The sequence below is a fragment of the Rhodococcus sp. 14C212 genome, from assembly GCF_011058195.1.
Classification (GTDB): domain Bacteria; phylum Actinomycetota; class Actinomycetes; order Mycobacteriales; family Mycobacteriaceae; genus Rhodococcus; species Rhodococcus aetherivorans.
This window is the reverse complement of the sequence record NZ_JAALEH010000051.1, coordinates 1-18485: the sequence shown is the minus strand read 5'-3', so window position 1 is coordinate 18485 and position 18485 is coordinate 1. Positions and strand designations below refer to the sequence as shown.

Genomic DNA, 18485 nt, shown 5'->3' with positions numbered 1-18485 from the left:
GAGAAGTAAGAGGTCCACGCTGGTCAGAGGCCGCAAACGCGCCGGTGCGCAGTAGCCCGACCGAGATGCAAGACGCGGCTCAATACTCCAAGATGATCTCTACCGAGGGCAGCGCAGGTTGAGACGTGTGCAGTGCGGGGAGGTACTCGCGCATGTCGATGCCGTCCGCGCGTTCGTCCCTGGGAAATCGCACCGACGCGGGCATTTCGCTCGTTTGGCGCTCGGGGAGGGAAGCAGGGTGGAATCAGCGGTGGGGCAAGCCGACCGGATACGGGCTGAAGTCGAGCAGACGCCGGACGCACCGACTCCGAGGGTCCCATACTTGGTCGGCGACCGGTCCGGTACTACTCGGTGGTCTTGGCAAAGTGCATACGTCAGGCGCCTGTTCTGGACCGACAACATCATCGTGGTGCTGGCAGTTGTCCTGGCTCACGTCGTGCGCTTCGGCCAATCTGACCTCCTGACGACGAAATCGTTCAGCGAAGTGAACTACGCGGTGGTGTCCCTCTGTTTCACCGCTGCATGGATTGGCACCCTCGTACTCTTCCGTTCGCGATCCAGACGGGTGATCGGCAGCGGATACGAGGAGTATCAGCGAGTCATCGCTGGCACGCTACGACTCTTCGGCGCAATCGCGATCATTTCTCTCGTATTCAAGCTTGACCTGGCTCGCGGCTATCTCGCCATCGCGTTGCCGGTTGGACTGATGGCCCTGCTGTTCAGCCGGTGGACCTGGCGCCGCGTCGTCGCCCGAAAGCGAAGCCGGGGCGAATTCCAAACCTCGGTCCTCGTTGTCGGTGGTGAGCGGGCCGTGCGGCACATGACGAAGACCTTCCAGCGTGAGGCCACTGACGGTTACCGGGTAGTCGGAGTGTGCGTTCCTCGATACGCCGGCGCGCGCGGCGAGCACATCGAGGTGGACGGGACTCGGATCGCGATCTACGGCGACGAGCATTCTGTAGTAGCGGCGCTCACCGAGTCGGGAGCGGACACGGTGGTTGTCACTGCAACGGAGACCCTCGGTCATGAGGGGATCCGGAACCTTGTGTGGGAGCTCGAACCGTACGAGGCTGACCTGGTAGTGGCGACGGGTGTCGTCGATGTGGCCGGGCCTCGCATGGAGATGCGACCCGTCGCCGGACTACCACTCATCCACGTCGAGAAGCCCAGCTACCACGGAGCAAAACGAAGCGGCAAGCGCGCATTCGACCTGATCTTCTCCCTCATTGCCCTACTGGTCTTGGCACCCGTGTTCGCCGCTGTGGCAATCGCAATCAAGCTCGACAGCAGGGGGCCGGTGTTCTATGGATCCGAGCGCATCGGGCTTGATGGCAAGCCCTTCGGCATGATCAAATTCCGATCGATGTCCATCGACGCCGACACGCAGGTCACTGCACTCATGGGACAGAATGAGGGGGCGGGTCCCCTCTTCAAGATGCGAGACGACCCACGTGTAACTCGGGTCGGAAGGTTCATTCGTCGATACAGCATCGACGAACTCCCGCAATTCATCAACGTTGTACGCAGGGAGATGAGCGTCGTTGGACCACGGCCCCCTCTCCGCCGCGAGGTGGAAAACTACGATGGAATGATTCGCCGACGGCTGCTGGTACGACCCGGAGTGACGGGGCTATGGCAGGTCAGCGGCCGTTCCGACCTGTCATGGGATGAGTCGGTGCGGTTGGACCTCTCTTACGTTGAGAACTGGTCGATGGTGAGTGACTTGCTCATAATCGCCAAGACTGTCAAGGCTGTCGTTGCCAGCGACGGAGCCTACTGAATACTCCGCGCAAGCCAAGATGGCGCGATAAGTGACACGGGCGCGCTCAGTTCAACCACCGCAGCACGCGAAATTTGGTTTCGCCAGTGGTTATAGATCCTAGAAATTGAATCCATGCCAGTTGCATACAGTGTCCGAGGCCCAAAGACCGCATGAGGGAGCGCCAAAGTGAGTAAGAATATAGCAGTATTTGGCACCGGATACCTCGGCGCCACACATGCTGCATGCATGGCAGAGCTAGGGCACGAGGTTATTGGAGTCGATATCGACAAGGCGAAATTGGCTAAGCTCGAGGCTGGTGAGGTTCCCTTCTTCGAACCAGGGCTCGAGGAAGTCCTAAGGCGCAATATCAGCGCGGGACGTCTGCAATTTTCAGATTCGTATGAAGAAGCAGCTAGATTTGCTGACGTACACTTTATCGGAGTCGGCACACCTCAAAAGACCGGGGAATTCGCAGCAGACCTCACTTACGTCAATGCAGTAGTAGAAACACTCGCGCCGATGTTGAATCGCCCGGCTGTGATTTTCGGGAAGTCCACTGTTCCTGTCGGAACGGCCCAACGCCTCGGCGACCGCGCACGCGAACTTTCACCCGCTGGCGAGGCGGTAGAAGTCGCGTGGAATCCGGAATTCCTGCGCGAGGGATTCGCGGTTCAGGACACTTTGCACCCTGACCGACTTGTCCTTGGGATCGACCGAGAGAGACCGGGCCGAGCGGAGGAAGTCGCCCGGCAAGTTTACTCAGCGATACTTGAGAAGGACGTCCCGTTCATCGTCACGGATCTGGCTACATCCGAGCTGGTAAAAACTGCCGCAAATTCTTTCCTTGCCACAAAGATCTCATTCATCAACGCCATGGCGGAGGTTTGCGATGCGGTCAACGCGGACGTGACGGTCCTCGCCGATGCGATAGGGCACGATGCGCGGATCGGACGCCGCTTCATGAACGCCGGCATTGGTTTCGGAGGTGGATGCCTTCCAAAGGACATAAGAGCATTTATGGCGCGTGCCGGGGAATTGGGAGCAGATCAAGCCCTCACCTTTCTCCGGGAGGTCGACAACATAAACATGCGTCGCCGGCTGAGAATGGTCGAAGTAACTAGAGACGTCATGGGGGGCTCGTTGCTCGGTGCGCGGGTCGCGGTCCTAGGTGCCGCATTCAAGCCAGAATCCGACGACGTCCGCGATTCACCGGCACTTAACATCGCTGGACAGATCCAACTGCAGGGCGCATCCGTTACAGTCTACGACCCAAAAGCGATCAAAAATTCTCGCACGCAGTTCCCAACCCTCAACTATGCATCGAATTCCATCGACGCATGCCGAGGCGCGGATGTGGTACTTGTACTTACCGAATGGCCTGAATTTTCGAATATGGTCCCAGAAGAAATCGAGCCCCACGTACGAAATCGCGTCATAATTGACGGCCGAAACTGTTTGGATCCGACACAGTGGGAGTCATCCGGATGGGAATATCACGGAGTTGGCGTCCCCACCCTTGGGCGCAGGACAGACGTGGACGTACGCACCCAGTGATGCGGTTAATGCTTACCAACATCGGAAACGTTGCTCGAGATCGTGCAATCTGGGCAACGACCGGCGTCACCTATCTTGGGATGGGTCTAAGTCTGCTTTCGGCGCCCGTCCTCGCACACACCCTCGGAGCGGATGGGCGGGGAGTGCTCGCGGCGTCCTTCGCCACCGTCCAGATTCTGTCGTGGACTGCATTTCTCGGGATCCCGCGCACGGCAGCCGTAGAGCGAACGGCAGGTGGGGACGCCAGTACCAAGGTTGTCGGCTGGCTCTTCTTTCTGGGGGTTGCAGCATTTCTTGCGAATCTTGCTGCATCGCCTTCCCTTTCGGGTGGCGATGATCGCGTAAGACTCGGTATGCAGATCGCGGGTGCAACACTCCTCGTCAGCGGGGCTTCTCAATACGGTGCGGAACGCCTTCACTCGGCTGGCAAGATCCTCCAGTGGAATGCCGTGCGCTCGGCACCGCTCATCCTCCCATCAGTAATCATTCTCGTTCTTGCAGCGACTGACAGCCTAACCCTCCGTAGTGCATATCTTGCGACACTACTTGGCACGTCAGTATGGGCGATACTCGGACTGCTTGCAGCGGTCCCGGATTTTGCGGCCGCAAAACGAGTCGGCGTCGGATGGCGAGACAGCCTCAAATTGTGGGGCGCGACGTTTTTCGACAGCGTAGGTGGTCGAATTGACCAGATGATACTGGCAGCACTGGTGGGGCCCGCAACCTTGGGTTCGTACGCGGTTGCTCTGACATGCGCTAGCGCCGCCGGTGGAGTTACGCAAGCAATTGGACATGTCGCGTTCCCCCGGTACGTCGGTGTGACGGCAGACGATGCAATAAGATCGCATAGGAGTTATCGGGCAATAGGGCTAGCAACCTCAATCGCGGCAAGCATTGCGATAATTACGTGCATCGAAATATTTGGAGAAGTCCTATTCGGACCAACATTTCAGGATATCGGCGCAATTGCGGCACTGCTCATGGTCTATCAGGCGTTGGGCGACCAGTGGGCATTGATCGTGTACCGGGACGCTGCGCAGCAAAGAGTCGGATTCATGGCGATCGCCTCGGGACTCGGACTTCTCACGCTGTTGGCAGTCGTGTTCGCGCTTCATGTGACGGGCCAGTTGGGGGGCATCTCAATGGCAGTGACGATGATCGCATTCGGGATAGTACGCATTTTCGCCCATAGTATCTGGAGTAGAAGATGAAGATCAGTGTTGTCGCTCACGACATCGTTCCTCGCGGTGGACAAGAAGCAATAATGCATGACTTCGTGAAGAACGCCATCGAACTAGGCGTCGATGTCGAGGTCGTGAGCTTTGGGCTCGACCCCGATCTCCGGCAGAGCGTCGACTGGAAAAGGGTCTGGCGTCCAAAGGCACCCTTCGTTATTCGATTTCTCTACTTCTGGTGGGTTTCTGCTCGGATGGTCGACTCCGACGCGCCGATGATCACTTGCGGCGCGATTTCTAGGCGAAGGCCGGACGCGGTATGGATGCACTTGTGGCATTCCCAGCATCTGCGCGAAACTCGATGGTTCTGCTCCTTTTCAAATAGCGTACCGCGGTTCATCTCGCAGTCTGTATCCCGAATAATCGCACTTGCTGCCGAGAATTTCACTCTCCGGAGAAATTACTCCGGATTTATAATTGCTGTTAGTGATTCAATGGTCTCCGAACTGACGCGCTGTTATCCCGCCAGTTCCGTTATCCTTATACCAAATATCGTGAAGCCTGCTCCGGACGCCGAGCGTCGATGCAGACCGCAAGACACCGTGGCCTTTCTAGGCGGAGAATGGGGTCACAAAGGGCTGCGCATCATCGCCCATGCATGTAACGAGGCTGCTGGTAGGAGAAATCGAAGAATTCACCTAGCGATCGCTGGGCGTGGAGACTACTCCGATATTAAATCATTTGCCAGACTTCCCAACATCGACGTTTCCTATGACGCGTGGCGGTCGGATGTGGGCACTTTTCTAAATTCGGCAAAAGTTTTCTGTATCGCGAGCAAGTACGAGACTTTCTCAGTCGCGGGCCACGAGGCGCTATACTTCGGGATTCCAGTGATCACGACAAACGTGAACGGACTTGCGAGTTCGGTGAGAAAGACTGGTTGTGGCGCCGTTGCTGAACGAAGCGTACGCGCATTCGCTGAAGCAATCGAGCTTATAATGTGGGACTCGCCAGTCTCGGTAGATGCACAGGACCTTGCTCAAGAATACGTGCAGAGCGAATTCGGTGAGATCCGTGCAAGGACTCGGTACAAGGACCTTCTCGCCATGTTGGGGCGAAGGGAGGGTATAGCGTGACGATCTTGTCTGCTCGATTGAGCTCCCCCGTTGTAATCGCGGCTGCGATCGTTGGCATAGCCGGATTTCTAGGCGTAATTTCGCAAGGGAACTGGGTTTCGTTAATTGCGGCGATAGCTATCGCGGTCACAGTTGTCGCTATCGTGCACCCAGCGGCTGCGATTGTGATTTCACTCGGGATCGCCTTAAGTGGGGGTTCATTGCGCCGCATATTCGACTACTATTTTCCTGATTCCTCCGGCACCGGTGCGTTAGTTATTATCCCAGCCGCAGGGTTCATCACAGCGGTCATTTCCGCGGGCGTCAAATTGCCGGCATGGCGAGCATCCGCAATGAATCCGGCCTGGATTACCGTCACCGCCGCAGTAATGATCGCTGGCGTGAATCCCTTCGGGGCTGGAATCGGCACGAACCTTGCCGCGAGTGCACTGGCCCTAGGCGGAATGATGCCGTACCTACTGGCCGAGTCCGGAATACTTCGTTTGCGCCACATCTGCGGGGTGCTCGGCGCCTTTTCGCTGCTCAATAGCGCGTACGTACTGTGGCATGAGTTTCGTGGTCCAACCGCCTGGGACTACGAATGGGCTGTCACTGATGGATATGCCGCACTATGGATTGGTCCCGGTATCTTGAGGCCAGTGGGCATAGCATCGAGCACCGCGGAGAGTAGCATCCTCGCCGTCTTGGGATTTGCCCTCTTCTTTGGGCTTGGTGCGAGACGCCTGCGACCCTCCTCGGTCTTGTTCTGGTGTTGTGCTGGGTTGTGTTTGGCTGCAGTTCTCGTCAGCGGGATGAGGATGTCCCTGATTCTAGCGGTGCTCTCTGCAACACTATTCATTGGAATGAGGCTATCCCTAGGCCTATTCGGATTTCTTGGAATTTCGATCACAGGCGTCGGCGCCACTATCATTGTTTCGACCATGCTCGTCGGGAAGACGAATTCTGCTGGACTTGAACGTATCGTTGGCTTGTTGTCCGGACAGCATGCACTCGAGGATAGCACTGTTCCGTTGCATATCGAGATGATTGGTGCAGGAGTCACGTCAGGTCTGGGTTCAATAATTGGTTGGGGAAGCGGTCTGGTGAGTGTTCTGACTGGAAATGCACGCAATACGGAATTCGATTTTAGCAACCTGGTATTCATGGCCGGCGTTTTGGGTCTAGTCGGCGGGCTTACAATGCTGTTCTCGTATATAAAATGTGTTCGATATGCTTCACAGTATGTCGGAGACAAGTATGAATTAATTCTAGCCCTGTCGATCGCGGCTGCTGCTTTCGGGCAATGGATGAATATTGGGTTCTATGGAATACTTCCGCTTGTGTGGATCCTACTGGGCTGTGTGTCGCATCAATGTCGGCTTTTAGGCCGTGCACAAGCGAATTCTGGGTCCGCGCATAACAATCTGAAATAGCTGTTCTAGAATCGGAGCCAGGCAACCATAATGAGAATAACTGCTATCGGGATGGAGCGGGTCGACCTGCGGCCGGGCGGACTCAATCGTTACTTCCATCACTACGTTGCGGCATTGCAGAAGCAAGCGGTAGAGGTGAAGGTGGTGCAGTGGACGGACAGCGAGGCTGAGGCGACTCTCCTGCCGGTGCGATCACTATATTCGAGGCTTTGGTACTATTTCATCATTGGGCTGCGCGACCGGAATGTGATTGTAGATTCGCATTTTGCGTTGTACGGTGCAGCATACATTTTTGGGAGAATTCTTAGCGGATCAACGTTCGAGTTGGTTACTCATTTTCACGGTCCTTGGGCTGCCGAGTCTGCGATCGCGGTAAGGAAATTGGGCCTGGCAAATCGTGCGAAATTCTTCGTGGAGAAGATTGCGTATGCGAAAACAAGCCACTTCATAGTCCTGTCGACGTGCTTTCGAGACGTTCTGGTCAACTCTTATGGTGTTCCGCTTTCGCGGATTTCTGTTGTGAGTCCGGGCGTCGATCTCGATCGGTTTGTGCTCTCCGGTACGGTTCCATTGCCCCGGCCGCGCGATGAAGGGCCCTTTCGTGTCTTTGCCGCTCGCCGCCTTGATCCGAGGATGGGGCTTGATATTGCGATTCGTGCGATTGCCCAGCTACCTGACCACGTAACTCTCTGCATTGTTGGCGAAGGGCGGGAGCGGCCGGCCCTAAAGGAGCTGATATCGGAACTTGGTGTTGGGAATCGAGTTGAGTTGCTCGGCCGTGTCCCTGATGACGTATTGGTTGAGTTGTACCAATCCAGCGACGTGTCACTTGTCCCTACGAGGGCGCTGGAGGGTTTTGGGCTCGTCGTTCTTGAGTCACTTGCATGTGGTACGCCAGTAATCGCCTCGCGGGAGGGCGGTCTGATAGACGCGCTTGAATCGCTTCGAGCTGACTTGCTGGTGACGCCGGAAGATCCGAAAGTGCTTGGCGATCGAATTCAGTCCGCTATCGACGGCGCGGTCCCCTCCAGGGAGGAGTGTCGCGCGTATGCGGAGAGCTTCTCGTGGACGAATGTGGCTGCTCGGCATCGGGCAATTTTTGGATTTGACTGTCAGTCATCTGGAATCGCAGGTGAAAGGCCAGCTCTAAGAACCGTTGCAGTTGCCATTCCGTCAGTTGGGCGTCCTGACGAACTTGCTCGCTGCCTTGACGCACTAACGCAGCAAATCGCGCCGGCCGCCGAAGTTCTAATCGTGGCACAAGGACACGATAATGCAACGATAGAGACGGCGCGACGCTTTGAAAGTGTGCTTCCAATCCGTGTCTGCATTGTCAGTCGGGAGGGTCTGGCGGCAGCGATTGAATGTGCGTTTGAAGCCTCGTCCTGCGAGATTACGGCGTTCACGGATGATGACGCTGTTCCACATTCGGATTGGATCCTACGCCTATCGGAGGTATTTCGCGCACGTCCGGATTCAGGCGCCGTAGGTGGTCGAGACCTGTTGTATGCCACTTCCGAGGAGGGTGCTGAGTCCAATGTGGGGAGAATTGAACGAACTGGCCGGATCTCGGGGAACCATGCCGTTGGTCGAGGGAGCCTTCGGTCAGTCGATCATCTCAAAGGTGTGAACATGGCGGTTGCCACAGCTATCGGTCGGAAGGTACCGCTCGGGAGTGTTGTGTGCGGTAAGGGCGCGCAGTATCGAAATGAGCTTTTTCTTGGATTGGCGGTCAGACGTCTCGGGTTTGAGGTGTATTACGATCCGTCGATTCGGGTGGATCACTACCCGTCGATCAGGCCTGGTGGCGACATGCGGGACGCGGTATCAGACAAACGGATCCGCCAGGACGTCGATAATCAGACGACTGCGTTGACCTTGTATGGCGCCTCCTGGGTCCGTGTTGTGGCTATCGTTCGGTCGGTCCTTATTGGGACGCGGAATCATCCCGGTCTGGTTGTTGCGCTGCTCGATCGATCATCCAGTGACGGGGGTGCGCTCCTGAAGCTTCGGGCGACAATGTTGGGTGCGTGCTCCGGACTGTGGAGGGGTTTGAAATTGCGTGACACCAGGTGGAAGTAGAAGCAATGACGGAAACGACGAAGTGGGTCTTTCTCAGCCATACATCTCGTCCCGGCGGAGCCGAACTGTCGTTGGTGACGTACCTGACGAGTTCGAGTCTGCGCAACAAGGTCCTAGTCAGTTTGGAGTCCGGAGGTGCCTGGAGCGCTCTTGAGGGCACGGATGTGCAGCTGACGGTGATCGAGGGGCGGAGCCGCTGGTCTGTTAGGGCGATGGCCTCTCTTCGCGCCGAAATCCGATCGTGTCCTGACGCCGTCCTCGTTGTGAACACAATGAGGATGTCCCTGCTGTCCGCGCTGTTCATGAGAAGGAAGCAGCGGGTCATATATTGGGTTCGTGATGGTCTCACGGCAAGTAGTACATCCCAAGTCGCGGCCTGGCTAACGAGAAACTTTACGATCCGTCGTATGGCTGGATTCATTGCGAATTCACGATGGACTGCAGACACGATTTCGATGTCGTTGCCTCGCGCACGAATTTCAGTCGTTGCAAGTCCTTGCGGAGTAGGACGGTATCGAGAGGGATCTGCGGCGCGCGTGGAAAGTCCCGGTGAGTTGGCTTTGGGAACGACCGTTCGTTTACTCTACCTCGGACGAATTGCCGAATGGAAGGCTCCCGACGTTGCGATTCGAGCGATCCAAGAGCTCAATCGAAATTCCAAGAGGGTGACATATTGCTTGGATCTGGCGGGTGCAGCGCTTTTCGGGGAAGAAGCCTACGAGCGGCGAGTGCGGGACTTGGCTTCGTCGACTGCGAATGTTCGGTTCCTTGGCCATGTCCAGGATCCCGTGTCCCTTATGTGGAATTACGACGGTCTCGTTCACTGCTCGATTCTTCCGGAACCGTTTGGACAGGTCGTTGTGCAGTCGATGGCCGCTGGCTTGGTGACTTTTGCGTCCAATGCTGGCGGTCCTAAAGAGATCATTGCTAACGGAGTAAACGGGATTCTATATGAGCCCGGAGATCCTTACGATTTGGCTTCTAGGATGGAGGAAACGTTTTCGGACCCTTGTCTGACTGAACGTCTGCGCAACGCCGGTCGGAAACGAAGTTTGGATTTTGTGGACGAGAAATTAGTGAGGTTACTCGATCGGAGTTTCCTCGATTTGACTAATGGCTGAAGGTTTGGTGTAACCTTCGTGCAATTGGCTCTAAGAAAGGTTGGGAATGCAGGGGCGAATTGGCAGGATTGCGATTGCGCATGACTATCTTACCCAGCGGGGAGGGGCCGAGAAAGTTGTATTGTCACTTGCTCGCGCCTTCCCGGATGCTCCGATCTACACAACACTTTATTCTCCGGAGGATACCTTTCCGGAATTCAAAGATTTAGACGTTCGGACGTCATTTCTCAATAAGGTTTCGCTATTTCGCTCGCAGCACCGACTGGCCCTGCCCCTCCTGGCGTTTGCAGTTCGGTCAGTTCGAATCGACGCGGACGTCGTCGTAGTGAGCACCAGTGGGTGGGCGCACGGGTACCGCGCCAGTGGGAAGAAGCTCGTTTACTGTCACTCGCCAGCACGTTGGTTGTATCAGGCAGACGCGTACCTTGGGAATTCAAGTGGAGTTCTGAGGCGGGTCCTCCTGAAAGGTTTGAAGCCATTCTTGAAGGAATGGGATCTGCGCATGGCGGCTGAGTCCGATAGATATCTGTCCAACTCGTCAGTGGTCCGGTCTCGGGTCCGCGAGACCTACGGCATCGAAGCAAGAGTAGTTCCTGCTCCGCATCGGATGGATGCACTCGATGGGGTGGAGTGCCCTCGCATGCTTGAAGGGGTCGATACGGGAGATTTCTTCCTGTGCGTGTCGCGGTTGTTGCCCTACAAGAACGTAGACAAAGTCGTGGATGCTTTTTCGTCCCTCGGCCGGAGGCTGGTGGTGGTTGGTTCGGGGCCAGAGCTAAATTCGCTGAAGCGACGCGCTGGAGCTAACGTTAGCTTCTTGCAGAATATTTCAGATTCTGAGCTCGGATGGCTCTATATGAACTGTCAGGGACTCGTTGCTGCCAGCTACGAGGATTACGGTCTAACCCCGGTCGAGGCAGCCTTCTGGGGTAAGGCGTGTGTCGCGCTTCGGTGGGGAGGCTACCTGGACACGATTGTCGAAGGAGTGAACGGCGTCTTCTTCGACAATCCGGAATCCGACGCGATCAGTCAAGCTGTCCTAGATTTCGAGACCCGCTCGTGGGACGCTGATTTGATTGTTAAGTACTCCCAACGATTTGCGGAAGATCGGTTTCTGGGTGAAATGCGTAGTGAGGTTGAGTCTCTGCATATCTAAGGGAACTGGTTTCGATCCGCGTTTTAGTGCGTCACACGTGCGCAATTACCAACAGTCTTGGCGTAGGTACCATATATGATAAATTCCGCATCGTGGGAATGGGCACAGTAAATTGAAACCATTGATTGGAATCTTCGGTGATTCGATTGCTTCGGGACTAGGGGCCGGCCGCGAATCCGCTTCCTACAGCAGGATTGTTGCAGCGAAGTGCGGAGTTGATCTTGCTGACTTTTCGGCATCTGCGAGGAAGGTTGACGAATCGCTTCGGCTATTGCTTGAGTCGGGAGTTCGCCCGGACGTGGCGATCATTGGTCAAGGTGTTACCGAGGCGATTGTGCGACCAAGTGAGAGGATGCTCCGTAGCATGCCTGCGAGGTGGCGGCGAACGGGGTGGATGGATCCGCGTCCGTACTATTCAGCTAGTCGTGCGAAGCGCATTCCACAGCGGCTCGAGTCTGAGGTGCGATGGCGGATGAAGGTTGCGCTGATGCGTGGTGGCACAGAGCAACTGATGTCGAGAAGCGAGTTTGAGGTGACCTTCAGAGCAATGCTCGCGGAATTGAGCCGCCGCGGCTCTCGGATAGTTGTTTTGGGCCCGCCAGATGTCGATACTCGCTACTTCCCGTACTCGATGGATGCTCTTCGTGAGTATGCGGACGTCAGTGCGGCGGTTGGGGCGGAGTTCGATGCAGCGGTAGTCCCGGTCTTCGGGCAGCTGGTTCATTGGACGGACTACTGCGATGATCACCTGCATCCCAACGCCGTTGGTCATATGCGTATTGCTGGGCTGCTTTCGCCACCCGTGGGTGAGTTGTTGTCTGTGGCCGGACGGTGATGAATCGGTAATCCTCATGGCTCGCCGTCGAGCTGTTGCCGAATGCCGCGCATAGTCTTGGTTGTCTGGGACGCGTTGTGCCTTCGCACGCGGGTTGTTAAGTCAGGGATATTCTTTGCCGCAGTATGGATTTCATTCAACATGTAATCCGGACACGCTAGGTTGAGGGGTGCGATATCGTCGGTCCCGGAGTTTTACACGCGCTGGTTTTCATGTGCTCACTCTTCGCCGCGTCGGCGTGGTGTTTGGCGCGGCCCCATGTTCTTCCGAGCACCGCTGTCGCGGTGGCGTCGTTTCTGTGGCTCGCGCTGAGCGGACCGCTTGAGGGCCGGGTGCTCTACGTATTCGATCCGGGCCACGGTCTCACCGAATCCGATCTCCTGTCGTTCGTCGGATTCGGAATTGCAGCATGGGGATTCTGGGCGTCCTACCGCCGCTATAAGCGAAGTGGGCCGGGCCGGTGGCTGTAGGACGTCCAGTCGGCTTCAGCCGCAGGCAGGCACGTCGACGCGGAGTTCCGGCTCGTCGACGAGTGGCTGGACCGGGATGCGTGCCTCGCCCTCGACGACAGGTTCCGTCAGTTCGAAGACGATTTCGGCCGTCTCGCCGCGGGGCACCGGGAGCTGGACGCTGTAGACGGGGTGACCCAGCTCCTTGCCGGTGAAGCTCATGGCCGCTGTCCCGTTCACCGTCACCTTGTCGAGCCGGGCGCCATGGGTGGCCACCAGCGACAAGTCGGTGAGATTGGAACCGAACGGAGCACCCACCGGGTTGTCGAACATGCCCGCCACGTAATTGGTGTAGTCGCCGGCCGGCAAATCGTTGCTCAGTCGCACCGTGACCGTGGAGTTCCGAGTATCGCCGTCGCAGGAGCCGGCGGTGTACTCGATCTCGCGTCGCAGGTAGTAGTCCAGCTTGTTGCCGCCCAGGTTGTTGACGACCACGCCCGCATACGGGGCGGAATCCTCCGGAACGGTGTGGCCGAGCGGTGTTTCCGCAAGAACGGCCTGCTCATCCGGGTTGGCGCTCCACACGGCGAGTCGCCCTTCGCTCGCAGCTCGGCCGAGGGCCTCCAACAACGCCTGGGGGTTACTGATGCTGCCGGTCATCTTCTGAACGACGGCCGCCGCGACATCCTGCAGGTACTGCTTGCGCGCCGCCTGGTTGTCGCCGAAGCGCGAATACGCCGTGGATTCGGTGAGTTCGACGACGTTGTCGGCGGTGATCTTCTCCCCGCCCGGCAAGGTGACCGGCCCGACAACCTCGAGGACGTAGCTGAGCGCGACCGGATCGGTGGCGACTGCACCGTCGACCCGCTCGCCGGACTCCTGCTGCCAGATCGACTGCCAGATCTGCGCCGCGTACGGGAAGTGCGAGCTGACGTTGCTGTTGCGGAAGTCCGTCGTCGGCCGGCTGTGCCCGTAGGTGCGGGCGAAATCCGGCCCGAGATCCAGCGGCCGATAGTTTATCCGCAGTTCCCGGTTGCTCGCCAGGTCGTCGACCCGTACTGCGCCGTCGGCGGCGCGCACGATGCCGAACCCGCCGAGCAGCCCGCCCGTGCCCCGCGCCTCGGCATTGGTCTGGAAGCCGATGAAGTAACTGCGCGGCCCGTCGGCGCCGAGCATGGCCGGCGCGATCTGCGCCGCGGTGGCCGTGTTGATGAGCAAACCGGACAATTCGGCTGTCTGGTCCTGCAATTGGACACGGGCCTCGTCGATCAGGCCGAGGTAGGTGCCGTCGATGTCCTGCGCCCGCGCGTCCAGTTCGGCGGCCGCCGCTGCGGTGGTCTCGAGGACGGGTGCGGCGTCGCGCAGCGCGGCGAGGTTGATGCGGGCGCCGTCGAGGATCAGCTGATCCGGGGAGACGGCCGAGCCGGCATCCACTGCAGGGACCAGGACATCCGATGTGAGGCCTGTCACAACGTCGCTCATCTGCTGGCTCGAGGCGAACGGGCTGCCGAGCCAGGGGATCGCCGCGGCGATGCTCCACGGCAGCGAATGGGTGGAGTCCTGGGCCTGCTTCGCGTACTTGTCGGCGTCGCCGGCGGTGCGCAGGGCCGTCTCGGTATCGCCCGCCAACAGGGCGTCTTTCGAGCTGGTGGCGTACTCCCGTGCCTGTTCGAGGCTCGACTTCGCCTGCAGCCCTTCGTAAGCAAGCCAGGCGCCGAGTCCGACGACGACGACCGCTCCTGCGGTGCAACCGATCGCGATGGTCCGGCGCTTGTGGCGCTCGGCGGCGATCTGCTCGTCGGTCTTGCGTCGGCGCACCTTGCGCCGCCGTGGTTCCGGCGAAAGTGACTCGTCGGTAACATTGTTCACGCGGTCAAACCCCCTTCGATTCCTCCGCGGCGACCATATCCGAGAAACCGGTCGAATGGTCGGTTCGAGTGGTGAGTAACGCTCAGGATCGTTAGGGTCGATGTATTCGGCGGTGATGGATGCAGGGAGGCGTCCACAACGTCGTCGACCGAGGGTTCCCACTGCACGTCCCTCGGTCTCCAGGGATAACGAGGGGGTGCGGTGCCGTCTTTTGCCATGTCCACGAGTCAGCGTGGACTGTGGTTCGCTCAGCAGCTCACCCCGGACGTCCCGTTCACCATCGCCCAGTACCTGGACCTGCACGGCCCGCTCGACGCGGACCTGATCCGCGCGGCCTGCAACCAGGCGGCCCGCGAGGTCGAATCCGGCACGCTGTTCCTCGAGATGGTCGACGGCGAACCGCGGCAGCGGGTGATCCCCGGCATCGACGACTACCCCGGCTACCTGGACCTGCGTGGCCACGACGATCCCGAGGCCGAGGCGCGACGGTGGATGGACGAGACCTACACCCGTCCGCTCGACCCGCTGCGCGACCGGCTCATCGCGACCACGCTGATCCAGCTCGCCGACGAGCACTTCTACCTCTTCACCTACATCCACCACCTCGCCCTCGACGGGCACGGCGGCATGGTGATGCTCGGCCGCAGCGCCGAGTTGTACACGGCGTGGGCGCGCGGGGAGGAGCCGGCGCCGCTCGCAGCGATGAGCCTCGAGCAGATCGCCGAGCACGAGCTCGCCTACGTCGGCAGCACACGGCAGGCCGCCGACCGCGAGCACTGGACGCAGCGCCTGGTGGACCTTCCGCCGCCCGTCACGCTCGCCCCCGGCGCCGCCGCCCCGTCGATGCCGTGCCGGCACGTCGGTGCGGCACTCGGCGCCGAGGTGACCGTGGACGTGGCCGAGCTGGCCCGTGACGCCAACTCCACCGACGTCCCGATCGTCGTCGCCGCCTTCGCCGCCTACCTGGCCCGCATGACCGGCACCACGGACGTCGCGCTGAGCCTACCGGTCTCGGCCCGCACCACCGCGCCGCTGCGCCGCTCGGCGGGCTCGATCTCGAACATCGTGCCGCTGCGGGTGGGCGTGGAACCGGACGTGACGGTCGCCGAGCTGGTGCGTCGCGTGCAGGTGGAGCTGACCGGGGCGTTGCGGCACCAGCGGTACCGCTACGAGGACATGCTGCGCGACCTGCACGCCGTCGGCGATCACCGGGAGACCCGCAGCGCGTTCGGGCCTGTGGTGAACCTGATGATGTTCAACCCGGAGTACGCGTACGGCGACATTTCCGGCGAGTACAACCTGCTCTCCACCGGCCCGGTCGACGACCTGTCGGTGAACGTGTACGCCGGGATCGCCGGGCGCAGCATGCGGGTGGACTTCGAGGTCAACCCGCGCCTGTACGACGGCGAGACGCTCACCCGGCACCACCGGCGGTTCCTGGACTTCCTCGGCGCGTTGGCGCGGTCGGCCGACCAGGCGGTGAGCGACCTGCCGCTCGCGGCGCCCGACGAACTCGCCGGCCTCGTCCCCGCCCGTGGGCCGCACGTCGAGGACGTGTCCCTGCTGCCCGACGTGCTCACCGCGCACGCCGGCTCGGACCGCGTCGCCGTGCGCGACGGTGCCGTCGCGCTGACCTACCGGGATCTGGAGGGGCGTTCAACTGCGCTCGCGCGCAGGCTGATTGCGTGCGGCGCGGGACCCGATGACCGGGTCGCGGTGCTGCTGCCGCGCTCGGCCGGTTCGGTGGTGGCGCTGTGGGCCGTCGCGAAGGCCGGCGCCGCCTACACCCCGATCGATCCGGGCACCCCCGCGCTGCGGGTCGCCGAACTGCTGCGCGACGTGCCCGTCGCGGTGTGCGGCGACGACGTCGCCCTGCCCGACGGCGTGACCCGCGTGGACCCGGCGGGCGGCGAGGCGTCGTCGGTGCCGTTCGAGGTGGGGGAGCGGGTGCGTCCGCTGCATCCCGACCACCTCGCGTGGGTGATCCACACGTCCGGCTCCACGGGCACCCCCAAGGCCGTCGCCGTCAGTCACCGCGGGCTCGCGGGTCTCGTCGCGACGCTGCGGGAGCGGTACCCGACCGACGCCGCGTCGCGCGTACTGCACCTGGCCGCCCCGAGCTTCGACGCGTCGCTGCAGGAACTGCTGCTGGCCTTCGATGCCGGCGCCACCCTGGTGATCTGCCCGCCCGACGTGGTCGGCGGACCGGACCTGGCGGCGCTGCTGCGCGCGCAGGCCGTCACCCACGCGATCACCGCGCCCGCCGTGCTGGCCGTCACGCCCGAGGCCGACCTGCCGGCGCTGCGGATGCTCGACGCGGGCGGCGAGACGCTGGCGGTCGACGTCGCCGACCGGTGGTCGCGCGGGCGCACGATGCTCAACGCGTACGGGCCCACCGAGACCACCGTCCTTGCCACGCTCAGCGATCCGCTGCGGCCGGGCGGAGGAGTGCCCATCGGCGCACTCGTCCACGGCGTGACGGCCGTCGTGCTCGACGCGCGGCTGCATCCCGTGCCCGTCGGCGCGGTCGGCGAGCTGTATCTGGGTGGGCCGGCCGTCGCGCGCGGGTACCTCGGCGACCCGGCGCTGACCGCGGCCCGGTTCGTCGCGTCGCCGTTCGGCCGCGTGTACCGCACGGGGGACAGAGTGTTTTGGAATGGTGTGTCCCTTGGGCGGCCGGAGCAGCCCAAAGGACACACCGGCGGCGGAGCCGCCCTGGAGTTCGTCGGGCGTGCCGACCGGCAGGTGAAGATCCGCGGCTACCGCATCGAACCCGGCGAGGTCGAGGCGGCGCTCACCGGTCTCGGCGACGTCGCGAGCGCGGCCGTCGTCGTCCACGGCGACACCCTCGCGGCCTACGTCGTCGGCGACATCGAGCCCGACGACGTGCACGCCCGCCTCGCCGAACGCCTGCCCGCCTACCTGCGGCCCGCGACGATTACCGTCCTCGACGCGCTGCCGCTCACCCCGGGCGGCAAGATCGACCGTCGCGCCCTGCCCGCCCCCGCGGTGGACACGGCCGCCGGCTCGCGGCCGCCGTCCGGCCCGACCGAGACGCTCGCCGCGCGGCTGATGTGCGAGATCGTCGGCGTCGAGACGGTCGGCGCCGACGCGAACTTCTTCGCCCTCGGCGGACATTCGCTCGGCGCGGCCCAGCTCGCCGCGCGGCTCGGGGCCGCGCTCGGCCGCGACGTGCACCTGCGCGACGTGTTCGACCATCCCACCGTCGCCGAGCTCGCCGCCGCCGTCGACGCCGGACCGGCCGCCTCGATGCCCGCGCCCACGCGCTCGGACGACGACACGCCCGCACCGCTCGCCCCCGCCCAGCGACGGCTGTGGCTGCTCGCGCACGGCGACACCGCCGCCTACCACCTGCCGTTCGCGCTGCACCTCGACGGCACCCTCGACGCGGCCGCGCTGCGCGCCGCGCTCGGCGACGTCCTCGACCGGCACGAGATCCTGCGCACGGTGTTCACCGAACCCGGACCGCGGCAACGGGTCCGGCCCGTGGCCGAGGTGCTGCCCGCACTCGACGTCGAACCCGTCGACCCGGCCGACGTGGACGCCCTGATCGCCGAGTGGGCCGCCGCACCGTTCGACCTCGCCACCGACATTCCATTCCGGGTGCGGCTGTTGCGCGTGGGCCCGGACCGCCACGTGCTCGCCGTCGTCGCCCACCACATCGCCATGGACGGCGCGTCGTTCGTGCCGCTGACCCTGGACCTCGCCGCCGCCTACGCCGCCCGCGCCGACGGGCACGGCCCGCGGTGGGAACCGCTGCCGCTGCGGTACTCCGACTACGCCCGCTGGCACCGCGTCCTGCTCGGCGACGCCGACAACCCGGACAGCCTCGCCGCCCGCGAACTCGCGCACTGGACCGCCACGCTGGCCGGGCTGGGGGAGGCCCCGCCCTGTCTCTTATACAAATCGGACG

11 protein-coding genes and 1 pseudogene are annotated in these 18485 nt (G+C 61.2%); 11 read left to right on the top strand and 1 reads right to left on the bottom strand.

Going from position 1 to position 18485, the window contains the following annotated elements; all coding sequences use genetic code 11:
* Positions 1–322: 322 nt before the first annotated feature.
* The 10 genes and pseudogenes from G6038_RS19985 to G6038_RS19945 all read left to right on the top strand — a co-directional run bounded on the left by G6038_RS19985 (position 323) and on the right by G6038_RS19945 (position 12233).
* Positions 323–1780, top strand: coding sequence for a sugar transferase (locus G6038_RS19985; protein WP_240918602.1), 1458 nt, complete (start codon positions 323–325; stop codon positions 1778–1780).
* Positions 1781–1948: 168 nt separating this feature from the next.
* Complete coding sequence (locus G6038_RS19980) at positions 1949–3316, top strand: UDP-glucose/GDP-mannose dehydrogenase family protein (RefSeq protein WP_165039521.1); 1368 nt, start codon at positions 1949–1951, stop codon at positions 3314–3316.
* An 8-nt stretch (positions 3317–3324) separates the two neighbouring features.
* Positions 3325–4527, top strand: a complete 1203-nt coding sequence (locus tag G6038_RS19975) for an oligosaccharide flippase family protein (protein WP_165039520.1) — start codon at positions 3325–3327, stop codon at positions 4525–4527.
* Complete coding sequence (locus G6038_RS19970) at positions 4524–5627, top strand: glycosyltransferase (RefSeq protein ID WP_165039519.1); 1104 nt, start codon at positions 4524–4526, stop codon at positions 5625–5627. Before G6038_RS19975 ends, G6038_RS19970 begins: the two co-directional genes overlap by 4 nt.
* The gene (locus G6038_RS19965) at positions 5624–7039 is read left to right on the top strand and encodes a hypothetical protein (RefSeq protein WP_165039518.1); all 1416 of its coding nucleotides are present in this window, start codon (positions 5624–5626) and stop codon (positions 7037–7039) included. Before G6038_RS19970 ends, G6038_RS19965 begins: the two co-directional genes overlap by 4 nt.
* Positions 7040–7090: 51 nt before the next feature.
* Positions 7091–9121 (top strand): glycosyltransferase, encoded by a 2031-nt coding sequence (locus G6038_RS19960; RefSeq protein WP_165039517.1) that lies wholly within the window; start codon positions 7091–7093, stop codon positions 9119–9121.
* 536 nt (positions 9122–9657) lie between these two features.
* The gene (locus G6038_RS19955; protein ID WP_165039516.1) at positions 9658–10242 is read left to right on the top strand and encodes a glycosyltransferase; all 585 of its coding nucleotides are present in this window, start codon (positions 9658–9660) and stop codon (positions 10240–10242) included.
* Positions 10243–10288: 46 nt separating this feature from the next.
* Positions 10289–10825 (top strand): annotated as a pseudogene (locus tag G6038_RS32130) (glycosyltransferase); the annotation flags it as partial.
* Positions 10826–10882: 57 nt separating this feature from the next.
* Positions 10883–11398, top strand: coding sequence for a glycosyltransferase (locus G6038_RS32125; protein WP_346772867.1), 516 nt, complete (start codon positions 10883–10885; stop codon positions 11396–11398).
* A gap of 112 nt (positions 11399–11510) precedes the next feature.
* Positions 11511–12233 carry a GDSL-type esterase/lipase family protein gene (locus G6038_RS19945; RefSeq protein ID WP_346772866.1) on the top strand — a complete coding sequence of 241 codons (723 nt, stop codon included), beginning with the start codon at positions 11511–11513 and terminating at the stop codon, positions 12231–12233.
* Positions 12234–12718: 485 nt separating this feature from the next.
* Here G6038_RS19945 and G6038_RS19940 read toward each other — a convergent pair whose 3' ends face one another.
* Positions 12719–14500, bottom strand: a complete 1782-nt coding sequence (locus G6038_RS19940) for a DUF4012 domain-containing protein (protein WP_165039540.1) — start codon at positions 14498–14500, stop codon at positions 12719–12721.
* A gap of 267 nt (positions 14501–14767) precedes the next feature.
* Between G6038_RS19940 and G6038_RS19935 the strand changes: the two genes are divergently transcribed.
* Positions 14768–18485, top strand: a 3718-nt coding sequence (locus G6038_RS19935) for a non-ribosomal peptide synthetase (protein ID WP_165039513.1), incomplete at its 3' end; no start/stop codon positions are given.

Bases quoted from the DNA above. Each gene is read 5' to 3' on its own strand.
- G6038_RS19975 (WP_165039520.1), top strand. From the start codon at position 3,325: ATGCTTACCAACATCGGAAACGTTGCTCGAGATCGTGCAATCTGGGCA.
- G6038_RS19970 (WP_165039519.1), top strand. From the start codon at position 4,524: ATGAAGATCAGTGTTGTCGCTCACGACATCGTTCCTCGCGGTGGACAA.
- G6038_RS19960 (WP_165039517.1), top strand. From the start codon at position 7,091: ATGGAGCGGGTCGACCTGCGGCCGGGCGGACTCAATCGTTACTTCCAT.
- G6038_RS32125 (WP_346772867.1), top strand. From the start codon at position 10,883: ATGCTTGAAGGGGTCGATACGGGAGATTTCTTCCTGTGCGTGTCGCGG.